Here is a 17,483-nt window from a genome sequence, read left to right as displayed (position 1 = left end):
GTTATGCAAAAAGCGTTAGATGTCATCACGATAGGCGAAGCCATGGCGATGTTTGTCGCCACCGAGACCGGCGAGCTGTCTGCTGTAGAGCACTTTATGAAGCGCGTCGCGGGCGCGGAGCTGAACGTGGCGACCGGACTGGCCCGCCTCGGCCTGAGCGTCGGCTGGGTAAGCCGCGTCGGCAAGGACAGCTTTGGCCGCTTCGTCCTCAACGCGCTGGCGAAAGAGGGAATCGACGCCCGCGGCGTGAGCATCGATGACCGCTACGCTACCGGCTTTCAGCTGAAATCTAAAGTCGAAAATGGAACCGATCCCATTGTGGAGTATTTCCGCAAAGGCTCCGCCGCCAGCCATCTTTCGCCGGAGGATTTTAATGAATCATACTTCGCCGGCGCCCGGCATCTGCACTTAAGCGGCGTGGCCGCCGCGCTGTCGGAAAGCTCATACGCCCTGCTGGAGCGCGCGGCGCGCACGATGAAAGCGCAGGGAAAAACGATTTCGTTCGACCCCAACCTGCGGCCCACGCTGTGGAAAAGCGAAGCCGAGATGGTCGAGAAGCTTAACCAGCTGGCGTTTCAGGCCGACTGGGTTCTGCCGGGTTTAAAAGAGGGCATGATTCTGACCGGCCTACAAACGCCGGAAGCCATCGCCGACTTTTACCTCGGCCACGGCGTGCGTGCGGTCATCATTAAAACCGGTTCCGACGGCGCCTGGTATAAAACCGCCGACGGCGAACAGGGAGCCGTGGCGGCGATAAAAGTGGATAACGTCGTCGATACCGTCGGCGCGGGCGATGGTTTCGCCGTCGGCGTGATTAGCGCCCTGCTGGAAGGAAAACCGCTGCGGCAGGCGGTGAAACGCGGAAACAAAATCGGCTCACTGGCCATTCAGGTTCAGGGCGATAGCGAAGGATTACCCACGCGCGAGGCGCTGGGCGAGTAAGTCGATTCAGCACAACGTCAGGCCGTTCTGTACCCTACCAGCAGCGCGGCGTAACGGATCTTTTCTATGATGAGCGTCACCTCACTCACAGAGGCAAACCTATGAATAGTTCAACGAATGCAACAAAACGCTGGTGGTACATCATGCCTATCGTGTTTATCACGTATAGCCTGGCGTACCTCGACCGCGCTAACTTCAGCTTCGCTTCGGCGGCCGGAATTACTGAAGACCTGGGGATCACCAAAGGTATCTCCTCCCTGCTGGGGGCGCTGTTCTTCCTCGGCTACTTCTTCTTTCAGATCCCCGGCGCGATTTATGCCGAACGCCGCAGCGTACGTAAACTCATTTTCATCTGCCTGATCCTGTGGGGTGCCTGCGCCTCACTGACCGGGATGGTGCACAATATTCCCGCGCTGGCGGCGATCCGCTTTATCCTTGGCGTGGTCGAGGCCGCAGTCATGCCGGCGATGCTGATATACATCAGCAACTGGTTTACCAAATCCGAACGCTCGCGCGCCAATACCTTCCTGATCCTCGGCAACCCGGTGACGGTGCTGTGGATGTCGGTGGTCTCCGGCTACCTGATTCAGGCTTTCGGCTGGCGGGAGATGTTTATTATTGAAGGCGTTCCGGCGGTGATTTGGGCCTTCTGCTGGTGGGTGCTGGTAAAAGATAAACCGTCTCAGGTCAACTGGCTGGCGGAAAGCGAAAAGGCCGCATTGCAGGAGCAGCTGGAGCGCGAACAGCAGGGTATCAAACCGGTGCGCAACTACGGTGAGGCCTTCCGCTCGCGTAACGTGGTCCTGCTGTGCATGCAGTATTTCGCCTGGAGCATCGGGGTTTACGGTTTCGTGCTGTGGCTGCCGTCAATTATCCGCAGCGCCGGCGAGAATATGGGCATGGTCGAGGTCGGCTGGCTCTCATCCGTCCCCTACCTGGCGGCAACCATCGCCATGATCGTGGTCTCTTGGGCCTCCGATAAAATGCAGAACCGCAAGCTATTCGTCTGGCCGCTGCTGCTGATTGCCGCCTTCGCGTTTATTGGCTCCTGGGCCGTCGGCGCTAACCATTTCTGGGTCTCTTATACCCTGCTGGTCATTGCCGGCGCGGCGATGTACGCCCCCTACGGGCCGTTCTTCGCCATCATTCCCGAGATGCTGCCGCGTAACGTCGCCGGGGGCGCCATGGCGCTGATTAACAGCATGGGCGCGCTGGGTTCATTCTTTGGCTCATGGTTTGTCGGCTACCTGAACGGCACCACCGGCAGCCCGTCAGCCTCGTACATTTTTATGGGAGTGGCGCTTTTCGTCTCGGTATGGCTTACTTTGATTGTTAAGCCTGCTAATAATCAAAAACTTCCGCTCGGCGCACGTCACGCCTGAAACATTAACGCAACGGAGAACCGCATGAAGCCGTCAGTCATTCTCTACAAAACGCTTCCCGACGACCTGCAACAGCGTCTGGAACAACACTTTACCGTCACGCAGGTGAAAAACCTGCGTCCGGAGACCGTTTCACAGCACGCCGCCGCGTTTGCTGAGGCGGTAGGTCTGCTGGGTTCCAGCGAAAAAGTCGATACTGCGTTACTGGAGAAAATGCCCAAGCTTCGTGCAACTTCGACCATTTCCGTCGGCTACGATAATTTCGACGTCGATGCGCTGAATGCGCGTAAAGTGCTGCTGATGCACACCCCGACCGTACTGACCGAAACCGTCGCCGATACCGTTATGGCGCTGGTATTGAGCACCGCGCGTCGGGTGGTTGAAGTGGCTAACCGCGTGAAGGCCGGCGAGTGGACCAAAAGCATCGGTCCGGACTGGTTTGGCAACGATGTGCACCATAAAACCCTCGGCATCGTCGGTATGGGGCGTATCGGGATGGCGCTTGCCCAGCGCGCCCACGCGGGCTTCGGCATGCCCATTCTCTACAACGCCCGCCGCCAGCACCCGCAGGCGGAAGAGCGCTTTAACGCCCGCTACTGCGATCTCGATACCCTGCTGCAGGAAGCAGATTTTGTCTGTCTGATCCTGCCGCTGACCGAAGAGACTCATCACCTGTTCGGCAAAGCGCAGTTTGCCAAAATGAAGTCCTCCGCCATCTTTATTAACGCCGGGCGCGGCCCGGTGGTGGATGAGAAGGCGCTGATTGCGGCGCTGCAGGAAGGTGAAATTTATGCTGCCGGGCTGGACGTTTTTGAACAAGAGCCGCTGGCGAAAGACTCCCCGCTGCTGAGCATGCCGAACGTCGTCGCATTGCCGCATATTGGCTCGGCCACGCATGAGACTCGCTACAATATGGCGGCCTGCGCGGTGGATAATCTGATTGATGCCCTGAACGGCAGCGTTGAGAAGAACTGCGTGAACCCGCAGGTGAAATAAGAAAAGAAAACCCGGGCTAAGGTGAAGCCTTGCCCGGGTTGTCAGAACGGTTAACGAGTCGCGTTAACTGCCGCTGTCCACGCCTGATTAAAGGCCTGGTGCTGAGCGGCCAGCGGCCCAATCAGCGTATTATACTGACTGGCCTGCTGCGAAGTCGGGAACTGAATACCGTTCGCCACGAAGCTGACCTGAGTCTCCTGCTGCGCGATAAAATCACCCACCTGCACCAGCTGCTGGGTAAATACCTGCGCTGCCGGGATTAACGGCTGTAGCGCATTCGCCGGGGCCGTCACGACTTTATTATAGACCTGGTCGAAGACCGGCTTGAGATCGTCACCCTGTTTCAGCGCGCCGTGGGCGGCATCCGCCTGTATTTTTGCGTTCTCCAGCTGCTGGCTCAGTACGCCCAAAGCGCCGTTTGCCTGACGCAGCGGTTCGCGCTGGGTAACATAATCCTGCGGTACGCGAATCGCGTTCACGCTATCAACCACCGGACGCAAACCCGCATCCATCGCCTGGCTCACCTGCTGTGAATAACCGTAAATCACCGCGTAATCGGAAACGAAAGGCCCAAACTGTTTTTTCTGATCGGCGGTCAGCGTCGGCAGACGTTCGCCGCTACGCATTGCCGTATTTTGCAGGAAGTCGATGAACGCTTTGCGCTGATCGCCTTCTTTATCAAAACACCCACTCAGGCTAACCACCATTAACAGGGCTGCAATAGCCGCAAACCAGCGAGAGCAGGACTTTCCTGTCGCCATTTTTTTACTCCTTTCAGCCAAAAAAAGCGCAAACAGACACACACGTGTCAGACGCTGACAAGGATAGTCCAGGTCGGCCTTGCAGGATACCTTTTCCTGATAATCTTCCGCCTTTAAAACCGGGTTTTCGACGTTTTAGCGCGCGGCGGTACCCTCTGTTAAGTTCATCACAATTACCACCATCGTTCAGCGCGCAGCGGATTTATCTAATAAGCTGATTTTACTACGATTACTTTAACCTTACTCCCGAACTGCCCGTAAAGCGGACGATAATCGCACGCTTCCCTTTTCCCCCACATTGCCTGAACCGCCGTTCGATGATTTTATTAAATGAGCGATTAACGGCTCTTTGTTCGATAATCGCACAAACAACATCAACGACCGCGAGGGAGATAACAATAATCTATCTCTGTCCCCCGCACTGCCTGCCAGGAATGCCGCATGAAGAAAACAACCATCGATATTCAGGCTTTTATCAATGAACATCCCTTCACGAAATACCAGTGGATGATTCTGGCCTTATGTTTTATCACCGTCGCGATGGACGGATTCGATACCGCGATAATCGGCTTTATCGCCTCTGACCTGGTGCAGGAATGGGGCGTCGAAAAATCGGCGTTAGGCCCGGTGATGAGCGCCGCCTTAGTCGGGCTCGCGGTCGGCGCGCTGACCGCCGGACCGCTCGCCGACCGCGTTGGGCGGAAAAAAGTTCTGATTATGTCCATCGTGGTTTTCGGCGGCTTCAGCCTGCTGACCGCCTTTGCTACCAGCCTTAACCAGCTGACGCTGCTGCGTTTTCTCACCGGCCTTGGGCTGGGCGCCGCCATGCCGAACGCCGCGACGCTGATGAGCGAATATGCCCCTGAGCGGCGTAGGGCGCTGATGGTTAACCTGATGTTCGTCGGCTTTCCGATGGGCTCCTCGCTGGGCGGCTTCCTCTCCGCCTGGATGATCCCCCACTACGGCTGGCAAAGCGTACTGGTGCTTGGCGGCGTGATGCCGCTGCTGCTGGCGGTAGTGCTGATCTTTCTTCTGCCGGAATCCGCGCGCTATATGGTGGTCAAACGCCAGCCTGCCCAGCGTATCGCCGCGATTCTGCGCCGTATCGCGCCGGTTCCCGAGCAGGCTGAATTTGAGCTACGCGAAGCGGGCCAGATACAAGAGAAATCATCCATCGGCGTGATTTTCTCTCCGCGCTACGCCGTCGGCACCGTCATGCTCTGCCTGACCTACTTTATGGGCCTGCTGATCTTCTATTTGCTGACCAGCTGGCTGCCGCTGCTGATACGCGAAACCGGCGCGACGATGAGCCAGGCCTCCATTATCACCGCGCTGTTCCCGCTGGGCGGCGGTATTGGCGTGCTCATCCTCGGCGCGCTGATGGATAAGCTCAACCCAAACAAAGTGGTTGCCGTGGGCTGGCTGTTGACCGGAGTATTCGTTTGCCTGGTTGGTTTCTCAACCCATAACCTGCTGCTGATGGGAATAATGGTCTTTATCGCCGGCAGCATTATGAACGGCGCGCAATCATCAATGCCTGCGCTGGCCGCCGGTTTCTACCCCACCCAGGGACGCGCGACCGGCGTGGCCTGGATGTTAGGGATTGGCCGCTTTGGCGGTATCCTCGGCGCCTTTAGCGGCGCATTCCTGATGCAGGCCCAGCTCTCTTTCGAAACGATTTTCTCTTTGCTGGCTATCCCGGCCTTCCTGTCGGCCATCGCGCTGCTGGTCAAATATAAGCTGGGCCAGCGGCAACCCGCGGCTTCGCAAGGCGATGTGAAGAAGCTGCAAAAGGCGTAATACACCGGCCAGCGGGCGCGCGCTGGCCTTTTCCGCTTTTCTTCTTATCTGTTTACAATAATTTGCTTAACGGCTCTGTCTATTACTTTTCAGCACGTTATACCGCCTGAAACGGACGTAAAGAACCCCAGGTCATAAATAATTACCACGGTAATCATTCCTCACTTTTTTTTCCGACTATTCTTAAGAGGCTCTACACAATTCACCCTCCGCCGTATGAAAGAGAGGAGTTCTCAATGGAATATAAAGATCCTGCATTTGAACTGCTGAGCAACCTTGAACAAATTATTTTTAAAGATCAGGCCCAGGCGGCCTCGCTGACGCGTAAGCCCGCCGCAAGCATTGAATTTGACCAGCTACGCAAAGGTACCGGGCTGAAGATAGATGATTTTGCCAGCGCCATGGGCGTCAGTGTAGCAATGGTACAAGAGTGGGAATCGAGACGCGTGAAGCCCTCTCCCACAGAGCTTAAGCTGATGCGCCTGATACAGGCGAATCCGCAGCTTTCAAGACAGCTTATCGACTCATAATTTTAGCGTTTATTGGTTTCGGCTAACGGTCCTGATAAAGGACCGTTTTCATGCCAACGAAAAAAAAAGTTTGCTATCACAACGTGAACATGCGTTAATGCTCGCAGGTTTGATGTAAAGACCACAGAGCATTCGAATAGAGCAGTCCTTCAAAGGTTATCCGTTGATACCCCGGTAGTGAACTTTCCCTTTATCGCTTCAAATCTGTAGTCCAGACCGTAACGCCGAAAGGCTCATTTATTTTTTTTAAAGGTAATTCACTATGTCCGGTAAAATGACTGGTATCGTAAAATGGTTCAACGCTGACAAAGGCTTCGGCTTCATCACTCCTGACGATGGTTCTAAAGACGTGTTCGTACACTTCTCTGCCATCCAGAACGAAGGCTACAAATCTCTGGACGAAGGTCAGAAAGTTTCCTTCACTATCGAAAGCGGCGCTAAAGGCCCGGCAGCTGGCAACGTAACCAGCCTGTAAGCTTAAAAAGCTCAAAATTCTTAAGTCCCTGCCAAACGGCGGGGATTTTTTTATTTGTGCGACAAGAAACCGCCATCCCACGGATGGCGGTTTTGCATTTATCGCCGCTCAAAGCGCCATCCGTCTTCCCGCCATTCCAGACAGTGGGTCAGCTTCAGCGCCTGTAAAAAGGCGTCATCATGCGACACCACCAGCATCGCGCCGGGAAATTGCGCCAGCGCTGTTTCAATTGCCTGCGTGGACGCCAGGTCGAGATGATTGGTGGGCTCATCCAGCAGCAGTAGCTGCGTGGCTTCCCGCCGCCAGAGCACGCAGGCCAGCGCCGCCTTCAGGCGTTCTCCTCCGCTAAGGGCCGATAGCGGCAGATGGACTTTGTCCGTCCCCAGCTGTAGCTGCGCCAGTTGGCTGCGCAGCACGCCCTCTTCCAAAGGCGTATCGCCGAGATTCAGGTGCGCCATTGCGGATAATGACAGATCAAGCTGGGTCAGATGCTGGTCCAGATACGCCGCGTTTACCGATAAGCGGCAGCGTCCTGAAAGCGGCGGCTCCAGGCCCAGCAGCGTTTTAAGCAACGTCGTCTTACCGCAGCCGTTGGGACCCCGTAGCGCCACGCGCATCGGCCCATCCATGCGCCAGTCCAGCGGCGCCATAGGCGCATACGCCAGCCGCAACGCTTCCAGCTCCAGCACCTGTTTTCCCGCAGCGACCTGGCTACCGGGCAGAGTAAACATCACCGGATTGTCCTCTTCTACCCGCTCACGCGCCTGAACCACCGCATCATTTAGCGCGCTACGTTGTTCACGATGCTGGCGCTTAAGGGTTCCGGGGCGCTCTTTTGCCGCGCCTTTGTAAGCTACCCGCTCGAATGAAGCGATATTTAGCGTGTCGATAGTACGCAACGTCTGCGCGGAGCGCCGCAGACAGGCATCGTGCTCTTTGTGCATCCTTGCGCGAGTACGCCGCCGTTCAATGACAGCATGCTCCAGCGCGGCGCGAGCCGCCTGCTGCTCCAGCTCACGCTGCTGCTGATAATCCGCATAGTTGCCGCCGTAGCTACGCAAAGCTGCAGGCGTCAGCTCGAGGATGCGCGGCATCTGGGCCAGCAGCTCGCGGTCATGGCTGGCGATCAGCGCGCCACCGCGCCATTGCTCAAGCTGCTGATAGAACCACGCCCGGCCTTGTCGGTCGAGATGGTTGGTGGGTTCATCAAGCAGGAGAAAATCCGCACCGGACAAAAATGCCGCGCAGAGCTGCGCCTTCACTCTTTCGCCGCCGCTCAGCGAAGAGGCGGGCCGTGCGGGAGAAAATTCCCCTAAGCCAGCGGCCAGGAAGCCTGCATTCAAACGATCCGGAAGATCCCAAAGGCCATCAAGACGTTCGAGATCGTCAACTCGCCCTTCGCCTCGTTCAAGACGCGCCAGAGCAGAAAAAACGAATTCGAAGCTTAGCCATTCCGCCAGCGTCGTATCAGGAGTCAAAGCATGCTGCTGAGCAACGTAGCTTACCGAAACCATACGTTCGATATGGCCGCTCGACGGCGAGTCCAGGCCCGCCAGCAAACGCAACAGCCGGGTTTTACCGACGCCATTGCGCCCGACAAGCCCGCAGAGGGAGCCTTCCAGCGATAAATTCAGCGGACCAAAAAGCGAATCTCCCGTCGCAAACTGACAGGTGACCTGATGCAAAAGAAAAGAGGGGGATTGGGCACAATGAGCCATAAGCACTCCTGAATGAAATCAATACTTCCCCTGCTCGCCAATAGCGCGAAGCAAGGCATGAGATTCATCAGTCGTGTTTGTTCATTTGGCGCGTGCTCTCCGGTAAGACGAGGAATTCGTCGGGGCATAGGATAGCCACACACCGGTGCAAATTTCAAGCCTGTTTTTTCAACATTCCATAAAAGCGAAAAAAAAGCCTCCTGATATCAGGAGGCAAAATATTTATTTGATGAAAAACGAAAGGGTGCATTGAAAATGCCTAACGCCGTAAGTCTGGCGGGAATCGCTCCCCGCCAGATGCTCTTACCGTTTAATTTCACAGGCTAAGAATGCCACCAGCTCGATATTCCCCTGTCTGACCTGTAATTCACACAGTGAATCACGAACCATCCAGGTGAATAATAAAATAGTGAAGCAAATCACCATTAAGCCAAACAACAGATACTTTTGCGGCACTCCTCGCCTCCGGTGTTGATTTCCAACAGGTAAGAGGCTACTCTTATGGTGTTCATGCATAGGGAAGCCTCACTTTGATTTATCATCAGGTGGGGCTTTTCTCTGTCTGTCTCCCGCTAAACGCCTGAGACAAACAGTCTCAAGCACCCGCCAGCATTCTACCGTAAATATCTGACCAGACTACGTTGGCATATTCCTAAAATATTTTTCCTGAAGCTATATATTGATCTAAAATATTACTTAGAGAATTATTAATGGTTCGCTTATTTATAGTTTACGCATAAAAAAACCTGCTCTGAGGCAGGTTTTTTTTATTATTAGCGATACGCTTACTGCAACAGGGAAATATCCGCTACCTGCAGGAACAGATCGCGCAATTTGGACAATAGCGTCAAACGGTTCACGCGCACGTTCTGGTCTTCGGCGTTGACCATCACGTTCTCGAAGAATTCATCAACCGGCTCGCGCAGGGACGCCAGCTCGATCAGCGCATCCTGGTAACGCCCTTCGGCGAAGTACGGCTGCAGCTTATCGCGCAGCACGACTAAATTGCCTGCCAGTTTGATTTCAGCCGCTTCTTTCAATACGGAGGCGTGAACGATATCGTTCAGCGTAACGTCCGATTTCGCCAGAATATTGGAAACGCGCTTGTTCGCCGCCGCCAGCGCGGAGGACTCTTCGAGGGTACGGAAGTGCGAAACTGCCTTCATGCGCGCATCGAAGTCTGCCGGACGGGTCGGACGACGCGCCAGTACCGCCTGAATGGTATCGACGGTGTAGCCTTCGTCCTGATACCAGGCGCGGAAGCGTCCCAGCATGAAGTCGATAACATCATCGACTACGTTGCCGTTCGTCAGCTTATCGCCGTACAGGCGCACCGCTTCTTCGGTGAGAGTCTGCAGATCCAGATTGAGGTTCTTCTCAACAATGATGCGCAGCACGCCCAGCGCGGCGCGGCGCAGCGCGAACGGGTCTTTGTCGCCTTTAGGGTGCTGACCAATCCCGAAGATACCCGCCAGAGTATCCATCTTGTCGGCAATCGCCAGCGCGCAGGCTACCGGATTTGACGGCAGGGCGTCACCGGCAAAGCGCGGCTGATACTGCTCATTCAGGGCAACCGCCACATCTTCCGCTTCGCCATCATGGCGCGCGTAGTGCATCCCCATCACGCCCTGAGTATCGGTGAATTCGAAGACCATGTTGGTCATCAGATCGCACTTGGACAGCAGGCCCGCGCGGGTTGCGTGGTTAACGTCTGCGCCAATCTGCCCGGCGATCCAGCCGGCCAGCGCCTGAATGCGATCGGTCTTGTCGCGCAGCGTACCCAGCTGCTGCTGGAACAGCACGGTTTGCAGACGCGGCAGATTATCTTCCAGACGTTTTTTACGGTCGGTATTGAAGAAGAACTCAGCATCCGCCAGACGCGGACGCACGACTTTCTCGTTACCGGAAATAATCTGGGTCGGATCTTTCGACTCGATGTTGGCCACGAAGATAAAGTTCGGCAGCAGCTTGCCCGCGTTGTCGTAAACCGGGAAGTACTTCTGGTCGCCCTTCATGGTGTAAACCAGCGCTTCGGCAGGTACCGCAAGGAATTTCTCTTCGAACTTCGCGGTCAACACCACCGGCCATTCCACCAGGGAAGTGACTTCTTCCAGCAGGCTTTCGCTCAGATCGGCGTTGCCGCCAATTTTGCGCGCCGCTTCTTCGGCATCGGCTTTGATTTTGGCTTTACGCTCAGCGTAATCCGCAATTACTTTACCGCGCTCACGCAGGATTTCTGGGTATTGATCGGCAGAATCGATGGTGAATTCCGCTTCGCCCATAAAGCGATGACCGCGAATAATCCGGTCGGACTGTACGCCCAGAATCGTTGCCGGGATCACTTTGTCGCCCAGCAGCAGGGTCACGGTGTGAACCGGGCGCACGAAGTGCACGTCAGACGCGCCCCAGCGCATCAGTTTCGGGATCGGCAGCTTCGCCAGCGAGGTGGCGATCATGTTCGGCAGCAGCGCTTCGGTGCTCTCGCCTTTCACGTGGGCACGATACAGCAGCCATTCGCCTTTATCGGTCGCCAGACGTTCAGCCTGATCGACGGTAATACCGCAGCCGCGCGCCCAGCCTTCAGCCGCTTTGCTCGGTTTCCCTTCTGCGTCAAACGCCTGGGCAATCGCCGGGCCGCGTTTTTCGACTTCACGGTCTGCTTGCGCAGCCGCCAGATTCGCCACTTTCAGCGCCAGACGGCGCGGCGCGGCGAACCATTCAACTTTACCATGCGCGAGGCCGGCGTTATCCAGCTCCGCGGTCACGTTCGCAGCGAAGGATTCAGCCAGGCTGCGCAGGGCTTTTGGTGGCAGCTCTTCAGTGCCGATTTCCACCAGGAAAGTTTTCTCAGACATGGCCGCCTCTTATTTATTCTTGTTGCACATCGGGAAGCCAAGGGCTTCACGGGAAGCATAGTAAGCTTCAGCCACTGCTTTGGTCAGGGTGCGAATGCGCAGAATATAGCGCTGACGCTCGGTGACGGAGATGGCTTTACGCGCGTCCAGCAGGTTAAAGCTATGGGCGGCTTTCAGAATGCGTTCGTAAGCAGGCAGCGGCAGCGGGTTTTCCAGCGCCAGCAGCTGCTGGGCTTCTTTCTCATACTGCTCGAAGCAGGAGAACAGGAAGTCCACGTCGGCGTATTCGAAGTTGTAGGTGGATTGCTCCACTTCGTTCTGATGGAACACGTCGCCGTAGGTAGTTTTACCCAGCGGGCCATCGCTCCAGACCAGATCGTAAACGCTGTCGACACCCTGGATATACATCGCCAGGCGCTCCAGACCGTAGGTGATCTCGCCGGTTACCGGCTTACACTCCAGGCCGCCAACCTGCTGGAAGTAGGTGAACTGCGTGACTTCCATACCGTTCAGCCACACTTCCCAACCCAGACCCCAGGCGCCCAGCGTCGGGTTTTCCCAGTTGTCTTCGACGAAGCGAATGTCGTGGATGGTCGGATCCATACCCAGCTCTTTCAGAGACCCAAGGTACAGCTCCTGGATATTATCCGGAGAGGGTTTTATCACCACCTGGAACTGATAGTAGTGCTGTAAACGGTTCGGGTTTTCACCGTAGCGACCATCGGTCGGACGGCGGGAAGGCTGCACGTAGGCGGTTGCCATCGGCTCTGGGCCCAATGCGCGTAAGCAGGTCATTGGGTGAGAAGTGCCTGCGCCGACTTCCATGTCCAGTGGTTGAACAATGGTGCAGCCCTGGCGAGCCCAGTAATCCTGTAAGGTCAGGATCAGGCCCTGGAAGGTCCTGGTATCAAACTTTTGCATATGATTTCGTGCTGGATACGTGTGGATTTAAAGGAAGGAGCCAGTATACCCGCTGGCTGCGAGATATACAGTATGAAACGGGATTGTTTAGGGAAAATTGCGGAAATAAGCGCCACCGCGGGCGCATTTAGCGCATGGAAAGATGCAAAAACTGCCCGTCCGGATCAAAAGAACAGATAAAGCGTTCATTCCGCGCAGTCTTGCCCGAAAGCTCGTAGCTCCCCCGGAATTGCTCGAAATGGCTGACGTCAATCTGACGCGCGCCTGTACTGTAACGTACGGCGGCATTATCCTTGCACAGCTGCGCCATATTGAGGGTCGCCTGCGGCGTTATCCGCGCTTTTTGCGCCTTCTGCGCTGGCTGAGGCGGCGGTGCGCTACAGCCCGCAAGCATGCACAGCAGCAGTCCAGAAAACGCATATTTCATCACCATTTTTTCTCGACCGCCTTGTTAGTAAATTGTTATCGTGCAGGTTACGTTAAATAACCGGCTCATTGTGCGAATTGGACCACACCTCGACAAGTCTATGACGAAAAACTCGGATTATTCCACTGCGATACAAGCGGATAAGGGCAGTCAGACCCTGTCTGAGAAAGAGAAACAGAGGTACTGATGCAGGAAAAAATACACTGGATTACCCATTTGCGCGGTATTGCCTGCCTGATGGTCGTCATGATTCATAGCACCGCCTGGTATATCACGCACCCGCACACCATCAGCCTGCTGACGTGGGATGTTGCCAATATCCTCAACTCCGCGTCTCGCGTCAGCGTGCCGCTGTTTTTCATGATTTCAGGCTATCTGTTTTTCGGCGAGCGCAGCGCTCAGCCCCGGCATTTTTTGCGCATCGCGCTGTGCATCCTCTTTTACAGCGCGCTGTCGCTGCTCTATATCACCCTGTTTACCCACATCAACGTTGAGCTATCGCTGAAGAATTTGCTGCAAAAACCGGTGTTCTATCATCTGTGGTTCTTCTTCGCTATCGTTGTCATTTACCTGCTTTCGCCGCTGGTTCAGGTCAAACCGGTGAGCGGCAAGATGCTGCTAGCGCTGATGGCGATCGTCGGGCTTTTGGCGAACCCTAATATGGTGACGGTGAAAGCGGGAGGAGTCGAGTGGCTGCCGGTCAATCTCTATATCAACGGGGATACGTTTTACTATGTGATGTACGGCGTGTTAGGGCGGGCAATCGGCATGATGAATAGTGATAAAAAATGGCTGACTGCGCTCTGCGCTGGCCTATTCATCGCGGGAGTATGGGTCATATCACGCGGCACGCTGCACGAACTGCGCTGGCGCGGCGACTTTGGCGATACCTGGTATTTATACTGCGGCCCCGCGGTTTTTGTCTGCGCGATAGCGCTTCTGACGCTGGTAAAAAATACGCTGACCAGGCGTGAGTTGCCGCTTATTGCGCTGATTGCACGCCATTCGTTAGGTATTTACGGCTTTCATGCGCTGATTATCCACGCGCTCCGCGCCAGCGGACTGGCGCTGTCCCGCTGGCCATTATTGGATATTGTCTGGATATTCAGCGCTGCGCTGCTGGGAAGTTTATTGCTCTCGATGCTGGTTCAGCGCTTTGATGTCCGCCGCTTTGTCAGTTAAGGCCGTTCTGAGGAATCTTTCTGCGCCATCTGTGCGGCCAGCGCCTTATGAGGCATCGCGGAAACGCCGTATAAGCACACAAACCAGGCCGCCACGTAGATGATCTTCTCATCCCATCCGGCGGGTACGAACCAGGCGCCGACCATCAGTAAACCGACCGACAGCAGGAGCACAAGGCGACATAGCGAAGCAAAACCATCGTCTGGCGCCTTCTCCCGCAACGTGCGTTGATGCGCTAAAATCGCGAACATGCCCATCACCAGAACGCCGAGGAAATAGCCCTTGCCGCTAAATAACGGACAGGTGCGCCAGATCCCCAGCAGATAAACCAGTGCCCCAAGGGACATCAATAGCTTAGGAATAATATTATTTTTCATGAAGCCTCCCTGGCATAAGACAGGCCCCATTGTGTACTGCCAGAACGTGATTATCCGCACTTTTCACATCTGAAACGACAAATTCGGAATATATCAATACACTCGATAACTAGATGTTTTTAAAAACATTCATTAGATGAATTCGCCCCATGAACAGGGGCGAATGTTTCAGGACATCAACGGTAAAAGCTGCTGATAAATCTGGCGGAAAGTTTCCCGACGGGGGGCGTAACGCGCAAAGCGCTCGGCATCCGGAAGATGAGCCTGTTCCAGCGGGAGCTGCGGGAGCAGATCGGAAAACGCGACATTTCGATGCAGCGCCAGCTGCGCCAGCCGCGCCGCGCCAAGCGCCGGTCCGACATCGCCGCCGGTGCGGAAATCAAGCTGCTGGCCGCTAATATCCGCCAGCATTTGCCGCCAGTAGGTGCTGCGCGCGCCGCCGCCAATCAGCGTGACGCTCTCCGGTTTGACGCCGCAGGCGTGAACCACATCCATGCCGTCCGCCAGGGCATAACCGACTCCCTCCAGCACCGCCCGCGCCAGCTCCGCCGGACCGTGTTGATGAGTCAGGCCGAAAAAGACGCCTTTCGCCTGCGGATTGTTGTGCGGCGTGCGTTCACCCGAGAGGTAAGGCAAAAACCAGACCGGATCGGCATCGTCGTTCGCCGCTTCCGCCGCCGCAATTAGCGCCGGAACCGTGCCGAGGCCGGTTAAGGTCGCCGCCCAATCGAGGCAGGAAGCCGCGCTCAGCATGACCGACATCAGATGCCAGCGCCCGGGCAACGCGTGGCAGAAGCTGTGAACGGCGCTTTCCGGTTTGCTAAGAAAGCCGTCGCTGACGGCAAAGTAGACGCCTGAGGTCCCCAGCGACAGCATCGCCTGGCCCGCATCCGCCATACCCACGCCAACCGCTCCCGCCGCGTTGTCGCCGCCGCCGGCCACCACCAATACTTCCGGCATATTCCACGCTTGCGCGACGGCCGGGCGCAGCGAGCCCGTTACTTCGCAGCCTTCGAAAAGCGCGGGCATGTTATCGCGGCTCAACCCACAGGCGGCGAGCATTTCATCGCTCCAGTCGCGGCGCGCCACGTCCATCCACATCGTTCCGGCGGCATCGGACATATCGCTGGCAAATTCGCCAGTCATACGCAAACGTAAATAATCTTTTGGCAGCAGAACCTTATCGACTTGCCTAAAAATCTCGGGCTCGTGACGTTGCACCCACAGCAGCTTCGGCGCGGTAAATCCCGGCATCATCAGATTGCCGGTGATCTGTCGTGAACGGCTGACTTTCTCTTCCAGCAGCGCGCACTCCTCGCCGCAGCGGCCATCATTCCACAAGATCGCCGGGCGCAGGACGCGCTGTTGCTTATCGAGCAGCGTCGCACCGTGCATCTGACCCGCAATGCCTAACGCTTTAACCGCGCGCAAAGAGTGCTGCGCCCCCAGCGCTTTCATCGCGCTGTCCGTCGCCAGCCACCAGTGCTCTGGATCTTGTTCAGACCATAAAGGGTGCGGACGCGACACGTTGAGCTTTTCGGTGTGCGAAGCCACGACCTCCCCCTGCTCGTTGAGCAGAATAGCCTTAACGCCCGAGGTGCCCAGATCAATCCCGATATACATACGGCCTCTCCTTACTGACGGGAATAAAGCATCGGTTAAACCCATGCCCGGACCCGCCGGGCATTTTCGCCATCATCAGCGATCAAAGAGGTAGCGGTTAACCACGTTTTCAAGCAGTTCCTGATGGCCGCTCTGGTGCTGCGGCGCCAGGTTATGCTGAGTGGCATACTGGGCGATGTCCGCCAGGTTCATCTGGCCTTTAAGGATCTGCTGACCCAGCTCGCCGTTCCAGCCGGCATAGCGTTTGGCAACGCGTTTATCCAGCTCGCCGCCTTCAATCATACGGGCAGCAACTTTCAGCGCCAGCGCCATGGTGTCCATCGCGCCGATGTGGCCGTAGAACAGGTCGTATTTGTCGGTGCTCTGACGACGCACTTTAGCATCAAAGTTCAGGCCGCCGGTGGTGAAGCCGCCCGCTTTAAGGATTTCGTACATCACCAGCGCGTTCTCTTCAACGCTGTTCGGGAACTGGTCGGTATCCCAGCCCAGCTGCGGGTCGCCGCGGTTAGCGTCAACGGAACCAAACAGGCCGAGGGCGATGGCGGTAGCAATTTCGTGGTGGAACGTGTGGCCAGCCAGCGTCGCATGGTTCGCTTCGATGTTCAGCTTAATCTCTTTTTCCAGGCCGAACTGTTTCAGGAAGCCGTAGACGGTAGACGCGTCGTAATCGTACTGATGCTTGGTGGGCTCCTGCGGTTTCGGTTCAATCAGCAGCGTACCCTGGAAGCCGATTTTATGTTTATGCTCAACGACCAGCTGCATAAAGCGGCCAATCTGCTCGCGTTCCTGACGCAAGTCGGTGTTCAGCAGGGTTTCATAGCCTTCGCGACCGCCCCACAGGACGTAGTTTTCACCGCCCAGTTTGTGGGTCGCATCCATCGCGGTCACCACCTGGGTCGCCGCCCAGCTGAACACTTCCGGATCCGGGTTGGTTGCCGCACCGGCGCCGTAACGCGGGTTCGTAAAGCAATTTGCCGTGCCCCACAGCAGCTTGACGCCGCTTTGCTGCTGTTTTTCCGCCAGCACATCAACCATTTGCGCGAAGTTATTGGCATACTCTTTCAGCGATGCCCCTTCAGGAGAAACGTCAACGTCGTGGAAACAGTAGTACGGTACGTTCAGTTTGTGGAAAAACTCAAAAGCGACATCGGCTTTACGTTTCGCCATTTCCATTGCTTCACCCGGCTGCTGCCACGGGCGGTTAAAGGAGCCCACGCCGAACATATCGGCACCGTTCCAGCAGAAGGTGTGCCAGTAGCAGGCCGCAAAGCGTAAATGGTCTTCCATCCGTTTGCCCAGCACCAGCTCATCCGGGTTGTAATGACGGAAAACCAGTGGGTTAGCGGATTTCGGGCCTTCATAACGAACGCGATCGAGCTGATCAAAATAGGTCTGCATAATGAACTCCATATTCAGGGATGCGGCGAGTAATAAGTCATAAGCCAATATAGAATTCTCTTTTTAGTTTCCTCAATTACGTTATTTCACACCGTG

16 protein-coding genes are annotated in these 17,483 nt (G+C 56.0%); 7 read left to right on the top strand and 9 right to left on the bottom strand.

The genetic code is table 11. The annotated features are described in order from the left end of the window. Positions 1–3 precede the first annotated feature (3 nt). From ACE3MN_RS01030 to ghrB, 3 genes are all read left to right on the top strand, one after another. Complete coding sequence (locus tag ACE3MN_RS01030; protein ID WP_064343312.1) at positions 4–942, top strand: sugar kinase; 939 nt, start codon at positions 4–6, stop codon at positions 940–942. A 101-nt stretch (positions 943–1,043) separates the two neighbouring features. Further along, positions 1,044–2,324: an MFS transporter gene (locus ACE3MN_RS01025; RefSeq protein ID WP_116944349.1), complete on the top strand. Its 1,281-nt coding sequence runs from the start codon at positions 1,044–1,046 to the stop codon at positions 2,322–2,324. 24 nt (positions 2,325–2,348) lie between these two features. Beyond that, the gene (gene ghrB / locus ACE3MN_RS01020) at positions 2,349–3,320 is read left to right on the top strand and encodes a glyoxylate/hydroxypyruvate reductase GhrB (RefSeq protein WP_004137815.1); all 972 of its coding nucleotides are present in this window, start codon (positions 2,349–2,351) and stop codon (positions 3,318–3,320) included. 50 nt (positions 3,321–3,370) lie between these two features. Here the strand turns inward: ghrB and ACE3MN_RS01015 are convergent, their stop codons facing one another. Continuing rightward, the gene (locus ACE3MN_RS01015; RefSeq protein ID WP_004126443.1) at positions 3,371–4,081 is read right to left on the bottom strand and encodes a DUF3053 domain-containing protein; all 711 of its coding nucleotides are present in this window, start codon (positions 4,079–4,081) and stop codon (positions 3,371–3,373) included. Between the two features lie 441 nt (positions 4,082–4,522). Between ACE3MN_RS01015 and ACE3MN_RS01010 the strand changes: the two genes are divergently transcribed. The 3 genes from ACE3MN_RS01010 (at position 4,523) to cspA (ending at position 6,886) form a co-directional block, all read left to right on the top strand. Beyond that, on the top strand, positions 4,523–5,881 hold the full coding sequence (locus ACE3MN_RS01010) for an MFS transporter (protein ID WP_049130421.1): 1,359 nt from the start codon (positions 4,523–4,525) through the stop codon (positions 5,879–5,881). A 236-nt stretch (positions 5,882–6,117) separates the two neighbouring features. Next, entirely contained in the window at positions 6,118–6,411 is a 294-nt protein-coding gene (locus ACE3MN_RS01005; RefSeq protein WP_004126445.1) for an HTH-type transcriptional regulator, read from the top strand. A 262-nt stretch (positions 6,412–6,673) separates the two neighbouring features. After that, positions 6,674–6,886, top strand: a complete 213-nt coding sequence (gene cspA / locus ACE3MN_RS01000) for an RNA chaperone/antiterminator CspA (protein WP_004126446.1) — start codon at positions 6,674–6,676, stop codon at positions 6,884–6,886. A 98-nt stretch (positions 6,887–6,984) separates the two neighbouring features. Here the strand turns inward: cspA and ACE3MN_RS00995 are convergent, their stop codons facing one another. The 5 genes from ACE3MN_RS00995 to ACE3MN_RS00975 form a co-directional block, all read right to left on the bottom strand. Further along, a complete protein-coding gene (locus ACE3MN_RS00995; protein WP_203260170.1) occupies positions 6,985–8,604 on the bottom strand; it encodes an ATP-binding cassette domain-containing protein in 1,620 nt (539 codons plus the stop codon). A 303-nt stretch (positions 8,605–8,907) separates the two neighbouring features. Continuing rightward, a complete protein-coding gene (gene hokA, locus ACE3MN_RS00990; RefSeq protein WP_004137811.1) occupies positions 8,908–9,060 on the bottom strand; it encodes a type I toxin-antitoxin system toxin HokA in 153 nt (50 codons plus the stop codon). Positions 9,061–9,389: 329 nt separating this feature from the next. Beyond that, the gene (glyS, locus tag ACE3MN_RS00985) at positions 9,390–11,459 is read right to left on the bottom strand and encodes a glycine--tRNA ligase subunit beta (RefSeq protein WP_024359752.1); all 2,070 of its coding nucleotides are present in this window, start codon (positions 11,457–11,459) and stop codon (positions 9,390–9,392) included. Positions 11,460–11,468: 9 nt separating this feature from the next. Then, a complete protein-coding gene (gene glyQ, locus ACE3MN_RS00980) occupies positions 11,469–12,380 on the bottom strand; it encodes a glycine--tRNA ligase subunit alpha (RefSeq protein WP_004126458.1) in 912 nt (303 codons plus the stop codon). Positions 12,381–12,507: 127 nt separating this feature from the next. After that, positions 12,508–12,813, bottom strand: a complete 306-nt coding sequence (locus ACE3MN_RS00975; protein ID WP_004137809.1) for a YsaB family lipoprotein — start codon at positions 12,811–12,813, stop codon at positions 12,508–12,510. A 180-nt stretch (positions 12,814–12,993) separates the two neighbouring features. Between ACE3MN_RS00975 and ACE3MN_RS00970 the strand changes: the two genes are divergently transcribed. After that, positions 12,994–13,989: an acyltransferase gene (locus ACE3MN_RS00970; RefSeq protein ID WP_049130418.1), complete on the top strand. Its 996-nt coding sequence runs from the start codon at positions 12,994–12,996 to the stop codon at positions 13,987–13,989. Here the strand turns inward: ACE3MN_RS00970 and yiaB are convergent. The 3 genes from yiaB to xylA form a co-directional block, all read right to left on the bottom strand. After that, positions 13,986–14,366: an inner membrane protein YiaB gene (yiaB, locus tag ACE3MN_RS00965; protein ID WP_082237894.1), complete on the bottom strand. Its 381-nt coding sequence runs from the start codon at positions 14,364–14,366 to the stop codon at positions 13,986–13,988. The genes ACE3MN_RS00970 and yiaB overlap by 4 nt on opposite strands. A gap of 168 nt (positions 14,367–14,534) precedes the next feature. Continuing rightward, positions 14,535–15,989, bottom strand: a complete 1,455-nt coding sequence (gene xylB / locus ACE3MN_RS00960; protein WP_375364231.1) for a xylulokinase — start codon at positions 15,987–15,989, stop codon at positions 14,535–14,537. A gap of 75 nt (positions 15,990–16,064) precedes the next feature. After that, positions 16,065–17,387 (bottom strand): xylose isomerase, encoded by a 1,323-nt coding sequence (xylA, locus tag ACE3MN_RS00955; RefSeq protein WP_219192370.1) that lies wholly within the window; start codon positions 17,385–17,387, stop codon positions 16,065–16,067. Between the last annotated feature and the right edge of the window lie 96 nt (positions 17,388–17,483).

The organism is Klebsiella grimontii, from assembly GCF_042137965.1.
Lineage (GTDB): Bacteria > Pseudomonadota > Gammaproteobacteria > Enterobacterales > Enterobacteriaceae > Klebsiella > Klebsiella grimontii.
The sequence above is the reverse complement of the archived record's forward strand: the minus strand, read 5'-3'. Positions and strand labels throughout refer to the sequence as shown.

Bases quoted from the DNA above. Each gene is read 5' to 3' on its own strand.
- ACE3MN_RS00995 (WP_203260170.1), bottom strand. From the start codon at position 8,604: ATGGCTCATTGTGCCCAATCCCCCTCTTTTCTTTTGCATCAGGTCACC.
- cspA (WP_004126446.1), top strand. From the start codon at position 6,674: ATGTCCGGTAAAATGACTGGTATCGTAAAATGGTTCAACGCTGACAAA.
- xylB (WP_375364231.1), bottom strand. From the start codon at position 15,989: ATGTATATCGGGATTGATCTGGGCACCTCGGGCGTTAAGGCTATTCTG.
- glyS (WP_024359752.1), bottom strand. From the start codon at position 11,459: ATGTCTGAGAAAACTTTCCTGGTGGAAATCGGCACTGAAGAGCTGCCA.
- ACE3MN_RS01010 (WP_049130421.1), top strand. From the start codon at position 4,523: ATGAAGAAAACAACCATCGATATTCAGGCTTTTATCAATGAACATCCC.
- yiaB (WP_082237894.1), bottom strand. From the start codon at position 14,366: ATGAAAAATAATATTATTCCTAAGCTATTGATGTCCCTTGGGGCACTG.
- ACE3MN_RS01005 (WP_004126445.1), top strand. From the start codon at position 6,118: ATGGAATATAAAGATCCTGCATTTGAACTGCTGAGCAACCTTGAACAA.
- ACE3MN_RS00970 (WP_049130418.1), top strand. From the start codon at position 12,994: ATGCAGGAAAAAATACACTGGATTACCCATTTGCGCGGTATTGCCTGC.
- glyQ (WP_004126458.1), bottom strand. From the start codon at position 12,380: ATGCAAAAGTTTGATACCAGGACCTTCCAGGGCCTGATCCTGACCTTA.
- ghrB (WP_004137815.1), top strand. From the start codon at position 2,349: ATGAAGCCGTCAGTCATTCTCTACAAAACGCTTCCCGACGACCTGCAA.
- ACE3MN_RS01030 (WP_064343312.1), top strand. From the start codon at position 4: ATGCAAAAAGCGTTAGATGTCATCACGATAGGCGAAGCCATGGCGATG.
- ACE3MN_RS01025 (WP_116944349.1), top strand. From the start codon at position 1,044: ATGAATAGTTCAACGAATGCAACAAAACGCTGGTGGTACATCATGCCT.
- xylA (WP_219192370.1), bottom strand. From the start codon at position 17,387: ATGCAGACCTATTTTGATCAGCTCGATCGCGTTCGTTATGAAGGCCCG.
- ACE3MN_RS00975 (WP_004137809.1), bottom strand. From the start codon at position 12,813: ATGGTGATGAAATATGCGTTTTCTGGACTGCTGCTGTGCATGCTTGCG.
- ACE3MN_RS01015 (WP_004126443.1), bottom strand. From the start codon at position 4,081: ATGGCGACAGGAAAGTCCTGCTCTCGCTGGTTTGCGGCTATTGCAGCC.